At 67.5% G+C, this 17,364-nt stretch carries 22 protein-coding genes; 12 read left to right on the forward strand and 10 right to left on the reverse strand.

All coding sequences use genetic code 11. The features are described 5' to 3' along the window. Positions 1-83 precede the first annotated feature (83 nt). The gene (locus tag HEP74_RS08995) at positions 84-965 is read right to left on the reverse strand and encodes an RNA polymerase sigma-70 factor (RefSeq protein WP_185816133.1); all 882 of its coding nucleotides are present in this window, start codon (positions 963-965) and stop codon (positions 84-86) included. A gap of 101 nt (positions 966-1,066) precedes the next feature. Between HEP74_RS08995 and HEP74_RS09000 the strand changes: the two genes are divergently transcribed. Beyond that, positions 1,067-2,590, forward strand: a complete 1,524-nt coding sequence (locus tag HEP74_RS09000) for a fumarate hydratase (RefSeq protein WP_185816134.1) — start codon at positions 1,067-1,069, stop codon at positions 2,588-2,590. Between the two features lie 76 nt (positions 2,591-2,666). Next, positions 2,667-3,302: a glutathione S-transferase family protein gene (locus HEP74_RS09005; protein ID WP_185816135.1), complete on the forward strand. Its 636-nt coding sequence runs from the start codon at positions 2,667-2,669 to the stop codon at positions 3,300-3,302. A 73-nt stretch (positions 3,303-3,375) separates the two neighbouring features. Here HEP74_RS09005 and HEP74_RS09010 read toward each other — a convergent pair whose 3' ends face one another. Continuing rightward, positions 3,376-4,527, reverse strand: a complete 1,152-nt coding sequence (locus tag HEP74_RS09010; RefSeq protein ID WP_185816136.1) for a phospholipase A — start codon at positions 4,525-4,527, stop codon at positions 3,376-3,378. A gap of 128 nt (positions 4,528-4,655) precedes the next feature. Continuing rightward, positions 4,656-5,141 carry a DUF456 domain-containing protein gene (locus HEP74_RS09015; RefSeq protein WP_185816137.1) on the reverse strand — a complete coding sequence of 162 codons (486 nt, stop codon included), beginning with the start codon at positions 5,139-5,141 and terminating at the stop codon, positions 4,656-4,658. A gap of 234 nt (positions 5,142-5,375) precedes the next feature. Here HEP74_RS09015 and HEP74_RS09020 point away from each other — a divergent pair, with 234 nt between their 5' ends. Continuing rightward, the gene (locus HEP74_RS09020) at positions 5,376-5,591 is read left to right on the forward strand and encodes a cold-shock protein (RefSeq protein WP_046979462.1); all 216 of its coding nucleotides are present in this window, start codon (positions 5,376-5,378) and stop codon (positions 5,589-5,591) included. Positions 5,592-5,689: 98 nt separating this feature from the next. Here the strand turns inward: HEP74_RS09020 and HEP74_RS09025 are convergent, their stop codons facing one another. Together HEP74_RS09025 and HEP74_RS09030 are read right to left on the reverse strand one after the other, a co-directional pair. Further along, positions 5,690-6,166: a glycine zipper 2TM domain-containing protein gene (locus HEP74_RS09025; RefSeq protein WP_185816138.1), complete on the reverse strand. Its 477-nt coding sequence runs from the start codon at positions 6,164-6,166 to the stop codon at positions 5,690-5,692. Between the two features lie 153 nt (positions 6,167-6,319). Continuing rightward, complete coding sequence (locus HEP74_RS09030) at positions 6,320-6,745, reverse strand: hypothetical protein (RefSeq protein WP_185816139.1); 426 nt, start codon at positions 6,743-6,745, stop codon at positions 6,320-6,322. A 95-nt stretch (positions 6,746-6,840) separates the two neighbouring features. Here HEP74_RS09030 and HEP74_RS09035 point away from each other — a divergent pair, with 95 nt between their 5' ends. From HEP74_RS09035 to HEP74_RS09045, 3 genes are all read left to right on the forward strand, one after another. Beyond that, entirely contained in the window at positions 6,841-7,674 is an 834-nt protein-coding gene (locus HEP74_RS09035; RefSeq protein ID WP_185816140.1) for a tRNA threonylcarbamoyladenosine dehydratase, read from the forward strand. A gap of 137 nt (positions 7,675-7,811) precedes the next feature. Then, the gene (locus HEP74_RS09040) at positions 7,812-8,099 is read left to right on the forward strand and encodes a hypothetical protein (protein WP_185816141.1); all 288 of its coding nucleotides are present in this window, start codon (positions 7,812-7,814) and stop codon (positions 8,097-8,099) included. Positions 8,100-8,428: 329 nt separating this feature from the next. Further along, positions 8,429-8,584 (forward strand): hypothetical protein, encoded by a 156-nt coding sequence (locus HEP74_RS09045; RefSeq protein WP_255427918.1) that lies wholly within the window; start codon positions 8,429-8,431, stop codon positions 8,582-8,584. 108 nt (positions 8,585-8,692) lie between these two features. Here the strand turns inward: HEP74_RS09045 and HEP74_RS09050 are convergent, their stop codons facing one another. Genes HEP74_RS09050 through HEP74_RS09070 form a run of 5 tightly spaced genes read right to left on the reverse strand, consistent with a single transcriptional unit; the run spans position 8,693 to position 10,936 of the window. Beyond that, entirely contained in the window at positions 8,693-8,956 is a 264-nt protein-coding gene (locus HEP74_RS09050) for a 3-hydroxydecyl-ACP dehydratase (RefSeq protein ID WP_185816142.1), read from the reverse strand. Positions 8,957-8,972: 16 nt separating this feature from the next. After that, positions 8,973-9,407, reverse strand: coding sequence for a tetratricopeptide repeat protein (locus HEP74_RS09055; RefSeq protein ID WP_185816143.1), 435 nt, complete (start codon positions 9,405-9,407; stop codon positions 8,973-8,975). 3 nt (positions 9,408-9,410) lie between these two features. Next, positions 9,411-9,857, reverse strand: coding sequence for a hypothetical protein (locus HEP74_RS09060; protein ID WP_185816144.1), 447 nt, complete (start codon positions 9,855-9,857; stop codon positions 9,411-9,413). Between the two features lie 50 nt (positions 9,858-9,907). Then, the gene (locus tag HEP74_RS09065; RefSeq protein ID WP_185816145.1) at positions 9,908-10,690 is read right to left on the reverse strand and encodes a TatD family hydrolase; all 783 of its coding nucleotides are present in this window, start codon (positions 10,688-10,690) and stop codon (positions 9,908-9,910) included. Positions 10,691-10,696: 6 nt separating this feature from the next. After that, positions 10,697-10,936, reverse strand: a complete 240-nt coding sequence (locus tag HEP74_RS09070; protein WP_185816146.1) for a DUF6116 family protein — start codon at positions 10,934-10,936, stop codon at positions 10,697-10,699. A 174-nt stretch (positions 10,937-11,110) separates the two neighbouring features. Here HEP74_RS09070 and HEP74_RS09075 point away from each other — a divergent pair, with 174 nt between their 5' ends. The 6 genes from HEP74_RS09075 to HEP74_RS09100 all read left to right on the forward strand — a co-directional run bounded on the left by HEP74_RS09075 (position 11,111) and on the right by HEP74_RS09100 (position 17,362). Beyond that, a complete protein-coding gene (locus HEP74_RS09075; protein ID WP_185816147.1) occupies positions 11,111-11,923 on the forward strand; it encodes a glycine zipper 2TM domain-containing protein in 813 nt (270 codons plus the stop codon). A gap of 107 nt (positions 11,924-12,030) precedes the next feature. Further along, positions 12,031-13,194 (forward strand): acyl-CoA dehydrogenase family protein, encoded by a 1,164-nt coding sequence (locus HEP74_RS09080; RefSeq protein WP_185816148.1) that lies wholly within the window; start codon positions 12,031-12,033, stop codon positions 13,192-13,194. Between the two features lie 60 nt (positions 13,195-13,254). Then, the gene (locus HEP74_RS09085) at positions 13,255-13,794 is read left to right on the forward strand and encodes a GNAT family N-acetyltransferase (protein ID WP_185816149.1); all 540 of its coding nucleotides are present in this window, start codon (positions 13,255-13,257) and stop codon (positions 13,792-13,794) included. Positions 13,795-13,884: 90 nt separating this feature from the next. Further along, positions 13,885-14,439 carry an NADPH-dependent FMN reductase gene (locus tag HEP74_RS09090; RefSeq protein WP_185816150.1) on the forward strand — a complete coding sequence of 185 codons (555 nt, stop codon included), beginning with the start codon at positions 13,885-13,887 and terminating at the stop codon, positions 14,437-14,439. A 217-nt stretch (positions 14,440-14,656) separates the two neighbouring features. Next, the gene (locus HEP74_RS09095) at positions 14,657-16,075 is read left to right on the forward strand and encodes a replicative DNA helicase (protein WP_185816151.1); all 1,419 of its coding nucleotides are present in this window, start codon (positions 14,657-14,659) and stop codon (positions 16,073-16,075) included. Between the two features lie 177 nt (positions 16,076-16,252). Beyond that, the gene (locus tag HEP74_RS09100) at positions 16,253-17,362 is read left to right on the forward strand and encodes an FIST N-terminal domain-containing protein (protein WP_185816152.1); all 1,110 of its coding nucleotides are present in this window, start codon (positions 16,253-16,255) and stop codon (positions 17,360-17,362) included. Positions 17,363-17,364 lie beyond the last annotated feature (2 nt).

Here is a 17,364-nt window from a genome sequence, read left to right on the forward strand (position 1 = left end):
GACGGCCGCAATGGCCGTCTTCGCAGCAAGGACGCGGCAGCGCGCGGCGGCGTGACAGCGCCGCCACAAATCCGGCGTTCGCGTCAGCCGCTCGCGGCAGTGTTCGCGCCGGCAAGTGGCGGCAGCTTGTCCGGATTCATCAGGGTCAGCACCTCGACGATGCGCTCGCCGTCGATCACTACCAGCACCGCCGAATGCAGCCGCGTGCCGATGAAGCGCAGGATCGCCGGCTCGCCGTTGACCGTGCCGATCCGCGCCTGCAGGCCCAGGCCACGCCGCGCCACCGCCCAATACAGCATGGCGATGCGCTCGGCGCCGAGCAGCGGGCGCAGCGTGGCGGTGACCTTGCCGCCGCCGTCGGAGAACATCCGCGCGTTGGCGTCGAGCAGGGCCACGATCGCGCCGCGGTCGCCCTGCTGCGAGGCGTGCATGAAGCGCTCCAGCAGGTGCCGGTGGCGTTCCGGCGCCACCGCGAAGCGCGGCCGGCCGGCCTTGAGCCGTTCGCGCGCGCGATGCACCAACTGCCGGCAGTTGGCTTCGGCATGCCCGAGCAACTGGCCGATCTGCGCATAGTCGTAGTCGAACGCCTCCTTCAGCAGGAACGCGGCACGCTCCTCCGGACCCAGCCGTTCCAGCAGCGCCAGGAACGCCACCGACACCTGCTCGGCGCGCGCGTGGCGCTCGGCCGGGTCGGTGTCCTCGGCGATCTCCAGCGGCTCGGGCAGCCACGGACCGGTGTAGTGGACGCGGGCGCTGCGCGCGGCGCGCAGCCGGTCCAGCCCGAGCCGGGTGGTGGCGGTCACCAGCCAGGCCTCGGGGTCGCGGATCGCGGCGCGGTCGCTGGCCTGCCAGCGCAGCCAGGCGTCCTGCAGCACGTCCTCGGCGTCGCTGCGGCTGCCGAGCAGGCGATAGGCCAGGCCGAACAGCCGGGGACGTTGGGATTCGAAGGTGGGATCGGGGCTCATGGCGACCAGGACGGAACAGCGCGTGCCGGCGTGACAGCGGGCGAGGCGGTCACTTTGCCCTAAAATGGCCGGGTTTCCCCCCGCCAGCCGTAGAGCCAGCCGTGACCTCGATCAAGCAGGAAGACCTCATCCAGTCCGTCGCCGACGCGCTGCAGTACATCAGCTACTACCACCCGGTCGATTACATCAAGAATCTGGCCGCCGCCTACGAGCGCGAACAGTCGCCCGCGGCCAAGGACGCGATCGCGCAGATCCTGATCAACTCGCGCATGTGCGCCGAGGGCCACCGCCCGATCTGCCAGGACACCGGCATCGTCACCGTGTTCCTGGAAATCGGCATGAACGTGCGCTGGGACGACGCCACGATGGGCGTGGAGGACATGGTCAACGAGGGCGTGCGCCGCGCCTACAACCATCCGGACAACAAGCTGCGCGCCAGCGTGCTGGCCGATCCGGCCGGCAAGCGCGCCAACACCAAGGACAACACCCCGGCGGTGGTCAACACCAAGATCGTGCCGGGCGAGCACGTCGAGGTGATCGTGGCGGCCAAGGGCGGCGGTTCGGAGGCCAAGAGCAAGTTCGCGATGCTCAACCCGTCCGACTCCATCGTCGACTGGGTGCTCAAGACCGTGCCGACCATGGGCGCCGGCTGGTGCCCGCCGGGCATGCTCGGCATCGGCATCGGCGGCACTGCCGAGAAGGCCATGCTGCTGGCCAAGGAAGCGCTGATGGAGCCGATCGACATCGTCGACCTGCAGGCGCGCGGCGCCTCCAACCGGGCCGAGGAACTGCGCCTGGAACTGTACGAGAAGGTCAACGCGCTCGGTATCGGCGCTCAGGGCCTGGGCGGCCTGACCACGGTGCTGGACATCAAGGTCAAGGACTACCCGACCCATGCCGCCAACCTGCCGGTGGCGCTGATCCCGAACTGCGCGGCCACCCGCCACGCGCACTTCACCCTGGACGGCAGCGGCCCGGTGATGCTGGAACCGCCGTCGCTGGAGGACTGGCCCAAGCTCACCTACAACCCGAGCAACGCGCGCCGGGTGAACCTGGACACCATCACCCGCGAGGAAGTCGCCAGCTTCAAGCCGGGCGAAGTGGTGTTGCTCAACGGCAAGCTGCTGACCGGCCGTGATGCCGCGCACAAGCGCATGATCGACATGCTCAACCGCGGCGAGACGCTGCCGGTGGATTTCACCAACCGCTTCATCTACTACGTCGGTCCGGTCGATCCGGTGCGCGACGAAGTGGTGGGTCCGGCCGGTCCGACCACCGCCACGCGCATGGACAAGTTCACCCGGCAGATGCTGGAACAGACTGGCCTGCTCGGCATGGTCGGCAAGTCCGAGCGCGGCGACGCGGCGATCGAGGCCATCCGCGACAACAAGGCGGTGTACCTGATGGCGGTCGGCGGTTCGGCCTACCTGGTGTCCAAGGCGATCAAGGCCTCGCGCGTGCTGGCGTTCGAAGACCTGGGCATGGAGGCGATCTACGAGTTCGAGGTCAAGGACATGCCGGTCACGGTGGCGGTGGATTCCAGCGGCGAGTCGGTGCACAAGACCGGCCCGCGCGAATGGCAATCGCGCATCGGCAAGATCCCGGTGGTGGTCGAGCCGGCCTGAGCCGCCGGCACCGCGCGACATGCGAGACTGCCGCGGCCGTGGTCATCCGGCTGCGGCGACTTACTCAGGAGATTGCATGAGCGCCACCCTGTACTACTCGCCCAGCACCGCCGCCCTGGTGGTGCACTGGCTGCTGATCGAGCTGGACGTGCCGCATACGCTGCACGCCCTGGACTTCGAACGGCGCGAACACAAGGCGCCGGAGTATCTGCAGCTCAATCCGGCCGGCGTGGTTCCTACTCTGGTGCTGGACGGGCAGGTGCTGACAGAGGCGGCGGCGATCGTGCTGCACTTGGCCGACCTGCATCCGCAGGCCGGGCTGGCGCCGCCGCCCGGCAGCCCGGCGCGCGCCGACTACTACCGCTGGATGTTCTTTTGCGCCAACACGCTGCAACCGGCCTACCGCGCCTGGTTCTATCCGCACGAGCCGGCCGGTGCCGACAACGTCGAGGCCAGCAAGGCACACGCGCAGCGGAAGCTGGAGGCCGCCTGGGAACAGGTTGCGCAACATCTGCAGGCGAACGGCCCGTACCTGCTCGGCGAGCAGCTGTCGGCCGCCGATTTCATGTTGACGATGATGATGCGCTGGTCGCGCAACATGCCTAGGCCCAGCGACAGCTGGCCGGCGCTGCAGGCGCATGCACAGCGGATGAAGGCGCGTCCTGCGTTCCAGGAAACCTACCGCCGCGAAGGCCTGACCGACTGGACCTGAGTCCGGCGGCGGCGATGTGGCGCGGCGGCCGCTGACGGCCGCCGCGCGATTGCGTTGCGAGGCCGTTCGGGCCTCAGTACCACTCCAGCAGCGACACGCCCAGGCCCACGTAGGTGGCGCGGTGGTTGTAGTCGATCATGCTCTCGCCGTAGCCGTCGAACACCTGCACATGGCCGCGCAGCAGGTTGCTGATCGGGAAGCCCCAGTCCAGCTGCACCGCGCCGTGGGAGCGGTCGCCGCTGCGCAGCGAATGCCGCGCCATCAGCGAGATCTCGTGGCCGCCGCGGTTGTAGGTCAGGGTGGCGTCGCCACGGCCCATGTAGTCCTCGATGTCCGGGTTGTTGTCCTGGCGGTCGCTCTCCGGGATCCGGTACCACGGGCGCAGCACCAGCGCCCAGTTCTCGCGGTCCAGGCCGACGTTGAGGATCGCCCGGTTCCAGCTGCGCGAGAACGGATCGCTGCGGCCGTTGGACTGGTGGTTGAGCTGGATCCCGGTCATCCGCCCCTTCCAGCCGAACAGGCTGTAGTTGTTGCGGAACACCAGCGCCAGTTCCGGCTCGTAGTTGGTCTCGCGGAACGGCCGCGACTGCTCGCTGTTGTAGACCTGCCAGCGCGAACTCTGGGTATAGGCGCCCCACAGGTCGCCGTTGTCGCCGAAGATGTTCTCCACGATCTTGGTCTTGAAGCTGAGCTGGAACTTGGCCTCGATGCTGTCCAGCGGCTCGGCCGTGGTCACCGTGTTGTTCGGGTTCGGCGAGGACGGCGTTTCGTTCTTCTTGCTGGTCCAGAACGCCGGCAGCAGGTACACCGGCTTGTAGGCGCGCAGCTGGAAGTTGCCCAGCTTGGAATCCTTGGCCAGCTCCCAGCGGCTGTCCAGCAACGAGCCCTTGCCGGCGTTGGCGATGGTGGCGTCGTAGCGGTCGTCCTTGAACAGCGAGGCGGTGCGCTGGCGGGTGCGCTGGGCCAGGCCGGCGTCCTGCGGAATCGACGCATCCAGCTGCTGCTTCTGGGTCTCGCTGGCCATCTTCGCCGCCGCATCGGCGGCCTGCGGATCGGCGACCCGGCGCGACAGCGCCTGGTCGTAGCAGGACAGGCGCGCGGCATCGCTGGAAATCGCGACGCAGGCTTCGGGCGAGGCAGGAGTGGGCATCACTTCCTGGGCGTGGGCCAGCGGCATCGCCGCGAAGGACAGCAGCAACAGGGGACGGGCCGGGCGATGGATCATGCAGGTTCTCTCGAAAACGGGCGGCGCGGGCGGTGGTGCGCTGCCGAGGTGAATAGCCGGTTGCGAAAATACAGCAGCTGGCACAACAGGGTCATCACGCGTTCATCTCGCGACACCGATGCCATGCCTTACAACAGCCAGGCGGCCGCGAACAGGCCGACCATCGCCAGCGCCAGGGCCAGCTTGGCGGCGGTGCCCAGCACGATGCCCAGCCAGGTGCCGAGGCCGACCTTGGTCGCCTGCTGCAACTGCCGGCCATGCCAGTACTCGCCGGCCAGCGCGCCGACGAAGGGGCCGACGAACAGGCCGATCGGCATGAAGAACAGGCCCGCCACGCTGCCCAGCACCGACCCCCACAGCGCCTTGCGGCTGGCGCCCACGCGCTTGGCGCCGAACACGGTGGCCAGGAAGTCGACCAGGAACGACAGCAGGGTCAGCACGCCGAGCACCGTCAGCATCACCCAGCCCACGCGCTGGAAACCGTCGGCCCAGGCCGCCAGCACCAGCCCGGCGAACAGCAGCGGCATCCCCGGCAGGGCCGGCAGCACCACCCCGGCCAGGCCCAGTACCACCAGCAGGCCGGCGAGGAGGTAGTAGATGAACGTAGGATCCACGCGGTGTGCTCCGGGGCGATTTTGGGGTTGACAGAAAGGGTATTTTTGCTGATTGCATTTTCATTTTCGCCGCGGTAACTTTCAGCCGCTGCGTTTGCAAAGGTCACCGTGAATCGTGGCCCGATGCGGTAGATCCAGACGATCCGCTACAGCGTTATACCTCGCTTCCTCCTTGCAACCAGCCGCCGAACCCACGGCGTACCCACCCCTGAGACTGTTTCAAGGAGTAAGTCCATGACTGACGGCAATCGCGAAAACGGCACCGTGAAGTGGTTCAACGATGCCAAGGGCTTCGGTTTCATCAGCCGCGAGAACGGCGAAGACGTGTTCGTGCACTTCCGCGCGATCCAGACTCAAGGCTTCAAGAGCCTGAAGGAAGGGCAGAAGGTCAGCTTCACCGTGGTGCAGGGCCAGAAGGGCCTGCAGGCCGACGCGGTGCAGCCGGTCTGAGCCGGGCGCGCCCGGCCCAGCGCCGAGCCCACGCCCAGCAAAAAGGCCCGCAGTGCGGGCCTTTTTGCATTGCGGCAAACGCCTGGCAGCGGCTGCGCTTAGCGCGGCACCACGCGGCCGTTGACCACGCGTACGTAGGTGTTCTCGCGGATCCCGGCCAGATCGCGCTGGTTGACCACGATCACCCGGCCATCGTCCATCTGCACGTGCACGTCGTAGCTGTCGCTGGTGACGTTGTTCTGGATCTGGTTGCCGGCCAGGGCGCCGGCGGCGGCACCGGCCACGGCCGATACGTTCTGGTTGCCCTTGCTGCCGCCGGTGTGGTCGGAGATCTCATGGCCGGCGATCGCGCCGACGATGCCGCCCAGGACCGCGCCGGTGCCGGTCGGCGCGGTGCGGCCGGAGCCCACCGTGTCGATGCGGGTGACGATGCCGCAGTCCGCGCAGCGGTTGTCCGAATAGCCGCGCGACGGTTGGCTGTAGCCGCCGCCACCGCCACCGTAGCCGGGCGACGTGGCGCAGCCGGCCAATGCCAGAACGGCGACGGCGCCAGTGGCCAGTAGATGAATCTTCATGTGTGCTCTCCTCGACAGACGGTGGACCGCGGCAGCCCCGCGTTTGCACGCATCCTGTTCGCCAGCGTGTGAATGCAACGCCAATCGCCGCCCGCGTGGGTTGCCGACGCGCTGCAGCGTCATGGGGAATTCATCGACAAGCGCGATGGCGGGTCAGCGGAAATCGCGATGGCAGGCGTCGCAGCCGTCGTCGATCCGATGGGTGAGCTGGTCGAGCGCGGCGCAGGTGGTCGGCAGCGGGGCCTGCGCCGCATCCAGGGTGGCGCGCAGCGCACCGGCATGCTGCTGGAAGCGGCTGTCGTCGCTGAGTCCGGGAAACGCCGTTTCCAGGTCGTTGCCGAGCAGGCGCAGCGTGTGCACGCGCGCCTGCAGGTCGGCGGCGCTGCATCGGTTCTGCGCATGGCTGCGTTGCAGCAGGGCCAGTTGCTTGTCCATCACCTGCATCAGGCTGCGCGGGAACGGATCCTGCCGCGCCTGCAACGCGCGCATCGACATCACCGTCGCGACCAGGCCGATCAGGATGCCGGCGAGCAGCACGAACAGGTAGCGGGAGGCAGTGGAGGCGGGCGGGCTGGCCATGGGGCGGGCTGGCGGGAGGAAAGCGCGATAGTACGCCGGCCGCCGAGCTGCGTGGCGTCGCGGTCGCATCGCCGCCGATGAAATAAACTGCGCGCATGAACGAACAACTGCGTGAGCGCTTCGCCGGCATCGACCGGCTGTACGGGCGCGGGACCATCGAGCGCCTGGCGCAATGCCGCGTGGCGGTGGTGGGCATGGGCGGCGTCGGCTCGTGGGTGGTGGAGGCGCTGGCGCGGTCGGCGGTCGGCCATCTCACCCTGATCGATGCCGACGACATCTGCGTGTCCAACACCAACCGTCAGTTGCCGGCGCTGGAAGGGCAGTACGGGCGCAACAAGGCACGGGCCATGGCCGAGCGCTGCGTGGCGATCAACCCGGCGATCGAAGCGACCGCGGTCGAGGCCTTCCTGACCCCGTCCAACATCGCCGAGCTGCTCGGCACCGGTTTCGACCTGGTCATCGATGCCTGCGACAGCTTCCGGGTCAAGGTCGAGACCATTGCTTGGTGCCGCCGGCGCAAGCTGCCGCTGCTGACCGTGGGCTCGGCCGGCGGGCGCACCGATCCGACCCTGGTGCGCATCCGCGACGTATCGCGCACCGAGCACGACGCGATGCTGGCGCTGATCCGCAAGAAGCTGCGCAGCGAGTTTAACTTCCCCAAGAACCCGCAGCGCTACTTCGGCGTGCCGGCGGTGTATTCGCTGGAGAACGTGCGCTATCCGCAGGCCGACGGCAGCGTCTGCGGGCTGCGCCCGCAGCTGGGGCCGGACGCGGCGCTGAACCTGGACTGCGGCGCTGGGCTGGGTGCGGCCACGCATATCACCGGCGCGTTCGCCTTCGCCGCGGCGGGCAAGGCGCTGGAGATGCTGCTCAAGCCCAAGCGGGCGCAGGCCGCCGCGGTGCCGGAGTCGGCACTGGCGGCCGAGTAACCGGCGGTGCTGCGCAGGAGATGCTGTCCGTATGGTGAGCGGCCCATGTCGGCCGAAGCGCAACGACGAGGTCGCATGCTCGAGGCATGGGCCGGGTACGCCGCTGCGGACCGTCATCCCCGCGATGAGGCCGATCGGTGAACGGATTGGAGGAGGCGCTCGACGCAGGAAAACGGCGCGGCTACGAAGAGTTCCGCCGGATCGATGGAATTTCGTTCCTGTTCCAGTACGCCATAAAGCGGCAGGGCGGCGTCTATTGCACGTATTGCTTCTCGGTCGCCGAGTCTTCAATGGACATATTCGAAGATGGCGAGGACGAGGAGGTCAGGGAATTTTCGAGCCTTGACGACGCAATGGAGCACTTGAGAGCCAAGGGGGCGGCGATGGAGAAATTCGCGCCAATCAAAAGGACTCTTCCGTTCTAGTCAACGGTATGCGTATCGGGCCAGGCGCCGGGCACTGTCGCACGTGATCACTGCAAGTCGATTGCAGAGCGCTCAGGCAGTGGCTCAATCCTATACTTTAATGAAATTTGGCTTCTTGCTAGTGCGCAAGGAATGGATGCAGTTGCACGCGAGAGTGAGTCGGGGGGTATTTTAATTTCCAAAGCATTGGCCGACGCCATGATCGAACGAAAATTCAAAAGCTATAAAGGATTAGGCTTCTATACCGCTAAGCGCTTTTTCACGCCGTATAAAAAACAAGCGTGATTGGGCGCGGGTGAGAACGGCATTTAGCCCGCCAGTAAGCCCGCGTGATCTGCTGGCTGGGGCCGGACGCGCCTCTTAACCTGGCTGCGGCGCCGGGTTCGGCCGCTTTCGCCGCGGCCGGCAAGGCGCTGGAGATGCTGTTGAAGCCCAGGCGGGAGCAGGCGGCAACGGCGACGGCGTCGGAACTGGAAGCGCAGTAACGGTCAAAGCCGTTGCATGCCCTCATGAGCCCGGCAACCGGTTCGCTGTTACCAGCCTGACGGCACGCCGTCGTCGTCGACGATGGAGAGGTCGGTGCGTACCCTGATTCAGGCGAAGAGAGCGGAAAGATCGGCTTCGATGCTGGGCGGATGGGCGGTGATTTCCAGGAGGATGTGGTCCTTTTCCAGGAACAGTCGCACGTCGTGGCTCCAGTTTTCCGAATGTCTGGGTTCCGTACCAACCAATCGAAACTGGATGTCTTCGCGGCACTCGGAAAACGTCTCCAGGCCGGTGATCTGTTGCCGTATTGCGTTCAGGTTGGCGGCGCGCCAGTTGTCGTCTTTGAAAAGCAGCATGAACTCTGATGACATGGAGTGGCCCGCCTTTTTAGGATTGGTTTTCCAAGTAGAAGGCGAGGTACTTCCTTGGCCTTTCCTTGAAGGCTCTTGCCTTGCCGAGGCGGTGGGCTTGGTCGAAATAGCGATAGGCCTCGGCATATTCTTCCAGCTCGAAGTGCGCCATTCCCAGGTCGATCAAGGGGCCGGTGTCGATATCCGATTCGCGGGCCTGTAGCGACTTCTGCGCCCATTGTTTGGCGGCGGCGAAGTCGGCGCTGTCGAAATGCAGATTGTAGAAAGAGCCGGTGATCCACGCCGACAATGGTGGCCATTCCAGTTTTGGCTCGGGCAGCAAGTCCCAGGCGCGCTGGTATGCCGACCGGGCGGCGTCTTTGTCGCCGCGCTCGTCCAGCGCATTGCCGGACTCCATGATGCCCATGATGTCTTTGGCCAGCTCGGGGTTTGCGTTTGCCAGGTCTTCCATGCGTCACGGCTCCTTGTCGATGCGTTCTTCGTAGTCCGCCGATTCTGCGTCCAGCGCAGCGGGCAGCCATTTGCCTGCGATTCTCTTGTAGCTGTCTGCACGATAAGGGTAGCGAGCGACGATGTCCGAAATTCGCTTCTGGAAATCGCGCTCCTCATGCCAGACGCTGCCGCACTCGCCGCAGCCCCAGAACGGCGGCGACTCGGCATCGATCCAATCGACCCATCCCGCGCATCGTGGAAGCGGGCAGCGATAGGGTGCCTCGTGGTCCTGCGGCTTGGTGACGGAGGCCATCGCGACGTACTGCGTGGACGCGCCGCAGCACCGGCACTCGATCATGATGAAACGCTGGCCCTTTGCCAGCAGCGGCATGACGAACACACGCTGTTGCGTGTCCAGAGCGAAGCGCTCCTTGCAGAGTTGGCACTGTGCGTTCGTTATGGATTCCATGTCTGTTTCCCTGCAGTGTGCCGGCCGCAGGCCGCTCCATTTCCGAGCCGTCACGCTGGCTCGGCACTCGCACCCAGACCGAACAACTGCTGCGCATTGCGCGTGGTCTGTTCGGCGATCTCGGCGGCGGGTTGGCCGCGCAGCGCAGCGATCGTGTCCAGCACCGTGCGCAGCCGCGCCGGTTCGTTGCGCTGGCCGCGGATGGAGGCGTCGGGCTGGTCCGGGGCGTCGGTTTCCAGCAGCAACTGCTGCAGCGGCAGTTCGGCCGCCAAGCGCCGCAGCCGCTGTGCGCGTTCGTAGGTGACCGGGCCGCCGAGGCCGATCAGGAAATCCAGCGACTGCAGTTGCCGCGCCTGTTCCGGGCTGCCGGCGAAGCTGTGCACCACGCCGCGCAGGCGGCCGACCTTGCGGATCGCCAGGATCACCGCGTCCACCGCGCGCCGCGCGTGCACGATCACCGGCAGGTCGAACTCGCGCGCCAGCTGCAGCTGGCCGGCGAAATACCGCTGCTGCTCGGCTTCGTCCAACCCGTCGACGAAGAAGTCCAACCCGCATTCGCCAATGGCGCAGGGTCGCTCGCGCGCGATCCACTCGCCGAGCATCGGCAGGTGCTCAGGGCGGTGCTGGTCCAGGAACAGCGGATGCAGGCCGTAGGCCGGGTGCAGGCCGTCGGCCATCGTGCAGACCTCGCGCAGCTTCGGCCAGGACGCCGCCGTCACCGCCGGCAGCACCTGCGCGGCGATGCCGGCCGCCTGCGCGCGCGCGATCACCGCGGCGCGGTCGCCGTCGAACTCGGCGGCGTCGAGATGGCAGTGGCTGTCGATCAGGCGCATCGGCGGTCAGCGGCGCATGCGTCGCGCGGTGGACGCGATGGGTTCCGGTTCGACGGGCGCAGGCGTGCGGGTCTTCCAGTTGGCCAGCAACAAGGTGCCCAGGCCGAACACGATCTCGTCGATGAAGGGCAGCGGGTCGGGCAGCAGCACGCTCAGCACGAACAGGCCGGCGGTCAGTTTGAACAGCGTGGGGTAGCGCAATTTGCCGGCCCAGCGCAGCAATGGCAGCACGATCGGGTTAGGCATGGACGATCCTCCGGCAGGGTGATGAAAACGCTAACACGCTTGATATGGCGCCTTTCCAGGCATCGCACCAGACCGCGCTGCGGATTTTTGCTGAATAGGGAGCGGATCGGTTCAGCTTCGGCATGGTAATCACAGCACCGTAGACAACGCGGCCAGACCGCAGGAGAGAACACGATGAAGAGCAATACGACAACCATTCTGGTCGCGGCTGGCGCATTGCTGGTCGGCGGCGTGGCCACTGCGGCCTTCATGAACAACCGCGACAAGCAGGAGTTCGCCGGCAGCGGCGACGTGCGCCCGGCCGCCGACAGCGTGTCTGGCGACGCGGTTGCCAGCAACGGCGTCGCCGGCAAGCTGGAATACGCCGACGTGGTGCGGGTCGATCCGATCACGCAGAAGGAACAGCGCTACGCCGAGGTGATCGGCACCGAGCCGCTGCGCGAGACCTCGACCACCACCACCCCGCGCCAGGTCTGCAACGACGTGGTGGTGCAGGAGCGCCTGCCCGAGCGCGACGGCAACGTCGGCGGCACCGTGGTCGGCGCGGTGGTCGGTGGGTTGCTCGGCAACCAGGTCGGCCATGGCAACGGCCGCAAGGCGGCGACCGCGGCCGGCGCCGTGGCCGGCGGCTTCATCGGCAACCAGGTCGACCGCAACCACGTCGGCGGCCGCGTGGTCGATCGCACCGAGCGCCAGTGCCACACCGAGAACAGCACCGCCGAGTCCTCGCGCGTCACCGGCTACAACGTGACCTACCGCAACGACGACGGCAGCACCGGCACCATGCGCACCGACAGCAAGCCGGGCAGCCGCATCGCCCTGGGCAAGGACGATGTGGTCAAGGGCTACGAGGTCACCTACCGCTACGACGGCCAGGAAAAGACCGTGCGCATGGACGACAAGCCCAGCAGCGATCGCCTGCCGGTGCTGGACGGGCGCCTGGTCACCCAGACCGCCTCGGCCGGCGACGTGATCAGCCAACGCTGAGCCGCGCGCGGCAGCAGCGAGGAAAGGCCGGCCAAGTGCCGGCCTTTCCTTTTTCCGGAGCGTGGGCGCGCCGATACAATGCGGCTTTCGCCTGCCGAGTACCCGCCATGCCGTTGCCTTGCGACGATCTGTTCGATGTGGCCTCGCTGCTGAGCGAGGAAGAGCGCGCGATCCAGCAGGCGGTGGCGCGCTTCGTCGATGCCAGGGTGCTGCCGATCATCGGCGATGCGTTCGACCAGGCGCGGTTTCCCGCCGAACTGGTGCCGGAGCTGGTGCAGTTGGGCCTGCTCGGCGCCACGCTGCCGCCCGCCGACGGCGGCGCCGGACTCAATGCGGTCTGCTACGGCCTGATCTGCCAGGAACTGGAACGCGGCGACAGCGGTCTGCGCAGTTTCGTCAGCGTGCAGTCCTCGCTGTGCATGTATCCGATCCACGCCTACGGCAGCCAGGCGCAGCGCCAGCGCTGGTTGCCGGCGATGGCCGCTGGCACCGCGATCGGCTGCTTCGGCCTGACCGAGGCGCAGGGCGGTTCCGACCCGGCCGCGATGCAGACCCGCGCGGTGCGCGACGGCGACGGCTGGCGCCTGAGCGGCAGCAAGATGTGGATCACCAACGGCAGCCTGGCCGACGTGGCGATCGTGTGGGCGCAGACCGAGGACGGCGTGCAGGGGTTCCTGGTCGAAGCCGACACGCCCGGCTTCGCGACCCAGGACATCGCGCACAAGATGAGCCTGCGCGCCTCGGTGACCTCGGCGCTGTTCCTGGACGAGGTGCGCCTGGCGGACACGCAGCGGCTGCCGGGCGTGCGCGGATTGAAGGGCCCGCTGGGCTGCCTGACCCAGGCCCGCTACGGCATCAGCTGGGGCGCGATCGGCGCGGCGATCGCTTGCCTGCGCGAGGCGCTGGCCTATGCCGGCGAGCGCATCCTGTTCGGGCGCCCGCTGGCGGCCACGCAGAGCGCGCAGATCAAGCTGGCCGACATGGCCCGGCGCATCGCCGGCGCGCAGCTGTTGGCGCTGCAGTTGGGCCGGCTCAAGGACGCCGGCGCGCTGCAGCCGGCGCAGGTGTCGCTGGCGAAGTGGAACAACGTGCGCATGGCGCTGGACATCGCCCGCGAGTGCCGCGACCTGCTCGGCGGCGCCGGCATCACCACCGAGTACGGCGCCATCCGCCACGCCTTGAACCTGGAATCGGTGATCACCTACGAAGGCACCGAGACCGTGCACCAACTGGTGGTCGGCCGCGAGCTGACCGGCATCAATGCGTTCTGAACCGCTGCGCGCCTCTGGCGTGGCGCCCGGGGCGATAGACAGGCACGAGGAGGCGAGAGCATGAGCATTTTCGATCTGCGACTGGAAACCGAGCGGCTGCTGCTGCGCCCGCCGAGCGCGGCGGATTTCGCGGACTTCTGCCGTTTCACCGCCGATGCGGAAGCGATGCGCCATCTGGGCGGCGTGCAATCGCCGCCGGTGGCCTGGCGCGCGCTGGCGGCGCTGGTCGGCAGCTGGCAGCTGCAAGGGTTTTCGATGTTCTCGGTGATCGAGAAGCGCAGCGGGCAGTGGATCGGCCGGATCGGGCCGTGGCAGCCGCATGGCTGGCCGGGGACCGAGGTCGGCTGGGGAATCGCGCGCGCGTACTGGGGCCAGGGCTATGCGCCGGAAGCGGCGCGCGCGTCGATCGACTGGGCGTTCGCGCAACTGGGCTGGACCGAGGTGATCCACACCATCGCCGCCGACAACGTCAATTCCAAGGCGGTGCCGGCCAAGCTGGGCGCGCGCTACCTGCGCCAGGATCGCCTGCCCGAGCCGATGCAGGCGCACGAGGTGGAGGTGTGGGGGCAGTCGCGCGCGGACTGGCAGGCGCGGCGCTGAGCGGCCCGGCGGCGTCGCCTCGGCCGTATTCACCTGGCCGCGCCGCGCCGGCGGCTAGGCTGCAAGCCCCAAATCGGTCAGGAGTACGCCATGAGCCAGTACCGCATCGCCGTCTTCGTCGGCAGCCTGCGCAAGGAGTCGTTCAACCGGCGCCTGGCGCTGGCGCTGGAGAAGCTGGTCGGCGACCGTGCCCGCTTCGAGTACGTGGAGATCGGCGACCTGCCGCTGTACGACCAGGACCAGGACCACGACTACCCGGAGCAGGGCAAGCGGCTGAAGGCGCAGGTGAGCAACGCCGACGCGGTGCTGTTCGTCACCCCCGAGTACAACCGCTCGATCCCCGGCGTGCTCAAGAACGCGATCGACCTGGGCTCGCGGCCCTATGGCGACAGCGCCTTCGCCGGCAAGCCGGCGGCGGTGTGCGGGGTTTCGCCCGGCGCGCTCGGCACCGCGCTGGCGCAGCAGCACCTGCGCAACGTGCTGGCCTACCTGGACATGCCGGTGCTGGGCCAGCCGGAGGTGTTCTTGCAGTTCACGGACGGCTTGATCGAGGCCGACGGCAGCATCGGCAACGCCGACACGCGCAAGTTCCTGCAGGGCTTCGTCGACAAGTTCATCGCCTGGGTCGACGAACTGCAGGCCTGAGCCGGCACGAACGCGCGATCGCAGCCGCTGCGACCGATGGCGGCAATGCTGGCGCTGCGGCGATCGCCTTGCGTGGCGCGGCCTGGGCGCAGTTCTCAACGGGTTGTCCACAGACTTGTCCCTAGCCGCGCCGCACGCCGCTGACTAAGATGGCCGGCCGGGTCGCGCCATCGGCGCCGCCCGCCGACCGCGTCCCCCCAGAGAGAAGATCCAGCCCATGTCCGCCCGTCCCGGCTACCGCGGCGACCGCAAAAGCGAGCGTGGCGAACGCAGCGAGCCGCGTATCGATCAGTTGCGCGTGCCGCCGCATTCGATCGAGGCCGAGCAGGCCGTGCTCGGCGGCCTGATGCTGGCGCCCGACGCCTACGACCGGGTCAACGACCAGCTCACCGACAACGATTTCTACCGGCGCGACCACCAGCTGATCTACCGCGCGATCCGCGAGCTGGCCGAGAAGGGCCGCCCATTCGATGCGGTGACCCTGGGCGAGTGGTTCGAGTCGCAGGGCAAGCTGGAGATGGTCGGCGACGGCGCCTACCTGATCGAACTGGCCAGCACCACGCCGTCGGCGGCCAACATCGCCGCTTACGCCGAGATCGTGCGCGACAAGGCGGTGCTGCGGCAGCTGATCGAGGTCGGCACCAGCATCGTCAACGACGGCTTCCAGCCGGAGGGGCGCGAGAGCGCGGAGCTGCTGGCCAGCGCCGAGAAGGCGGTGTTCAAGATCGCCGAGGCCGGCGCGCGCGGGCGCAGCGATTTCGTGGCCATGCCCGGCGCGTTGAAGGACGCGTTCGAGGAATTGCGCAGCCGCTTCGAGAACGGCGGCAACATCACCGGCCTGCCCACCGGCTACAGCGACTTCGACGCGATGACCGCCGGCCTGCAGCCGACCGACCTGATCATCCTGGCCGCGCGTCCGGCGATGGGCAAGACCACGCTGGCGCTGAACATCGCCGAGTACGCCGCGATCAAGTCGAAGAAGGCGGTGGCGGTGTTTTCGATGGAAATGTCGGCCTCGCAGCTGGCGATGCGCCTGATCTCCTCCAACGGCCGCATCAACGCCCAGCGCCTGCGTACCGGCCAGCTCGAGGACGAGGACTGGGCGCGGGTCACCGGCGCGATCAAGATGCTGAAGGAAACCAAGATCTTCATCGATGACACGCCCGGCGTGTCGCCGGAGATCCTGCGCTCCAAGGCGCGCCGGCTCAAGCGCGAGCACGACCTTGGGCTGATCGTCATCGACTACCTGCAGCTGATGTCGGTGCCGGGCAACAGCGAGAACCGCGCCACCGAGATCTCCGAGATCTCGCGCTCGCTCAAGGGCCTGGCCAAGGAACTGGGCGTGCCCGTGATCGCGCTGTCGCAGCTCAACCGCTCGCTGGAAACGCGCACTGACAAACGCCCGGTGATGGCCGACCTGCGCGAATCCGGCGCGATCGAGCAGGACGCGGACATGATCGTGTTCATCTACCGCGACGATTACTACAACAAGGAAAATTCGCCGGACAAGGGCCTGGCCGAGATCATCATCGGCAAGCATCGTGGCGGCCCGACCGGCTCGTGCAAGCTCAAGTTCTTCGGCGAATACACCCGCTTCGACAATCTGTCGCACGATTCGGTGGGCGCGTTCGAGTAGGCACCGTGCGCGACCGCGATGCCGGTCGCGCGATTGCTGCGTTGCGGTAGATGTGGCCGGCGGCGCGCGTATTCATCCGGGCACAGCGATACGGCTGTCACAGACTGCTGTGACAGCGCTCAACCTCAATGCGTGATGGTCGATACCCGGAAAGCACCCCTTCCCGGATTCCCGCCCATGCCGCTGACCGTCACCCATGCGGAAACCGCCGACCGCGATGCGGTCGCCGCGGTCGCCGCGTTACGTGCGCAACTGGGCGCCGCGCCGCTGGACGCGCTGCTGCTGTTCTGCGATGCCGAATACGATCTGGACGCGCTGGGACCGGCGATCAAGGCCGGCTTCGACTGCCCGGTGATCGGCTGCACCGCCGCCGGCCAGATCGGCGAGCAGGGCTTCCAGAGCAACGGCATCCTGGTCGCCGGCCTGCGCGGTGGCGTGCTGCAGGCGCAGCCGCTGCTGATCGCGCCGCTGAGCGACCTGCAGGCGCAGGTCGCGGTGGTGGCCGAGACGGTGCAGGCGGCGACGGCCGACAAGGCCGGGCAATGCTTCTCGCTGCTGCTGGTCGACGGGCTGTCCACCTGCGAGGAATACCTGGCGGCGGCGCTGTACCGGATGATCGGCGACGTGCCGCTGCTCGGCGGCTCGGCCGGCGACAACCTGCGTTTCGAGCGCACCCTGGTCTACTACGACGGCCGCTTCCTGGCCGATGCGGCGGTGTTGACCCTGTTCCATTCGCGGCATCCGTTCGTGGTGTTCAAGCTGCAGCACTTCGTCGCCAGCGAGATCGAGCTGGTGGTCACCGATGCCGATCCGGAGCGGCGCCTGATCCGCGAGATCAACGGCGAGCCGGCCGCGCTGGCCTATGCGCAGGCGATCGGTGTGCCGCTGGAAGCGCTGGAACCGAAGGTGTTCTCGACCTATCCGCTGCTGCTGACCTTGAGCGGCGAGCCTTACGTGCGTTCGATCCTGCGCGTCAACGAGGACTTGTCGATGACCTGCTACTGCGCGGTGGAAGAGGGCATGGTGGTGTCGGTCGGGCAGGCGGTGGACGTGATGGAAACGCTGCAGCAGGCCTTTGCCGAGGTGCACGAGACGATCCCCGACCCGGCGCTGGTGATCGGTTGCGATTGCATCCTGCGCCGGCTGGAGTTCGGCCAGTCGCAGATGCAGCAGCAGGTCGGCGCGTTCATGGCGCGGCAAAGCGTGTTCGGGTTTTCCACCTACGGCGAGCAGTTCAACGGCTTGCACGTCAATCAGACCTTTACCGGCGTGGCGATCGGGAGATGAGC

Origin of the sequence: Xanthomonas sp. SS, assembly GCF_014236835.1 — a bacterium.
Taxonomy (GTDB): domain Bacteria; phylum Pseudomonadota; class Gammaproteobacteria; order Xanthomonadales; family Xanthomonadaceae; genus Xanthomonas_A.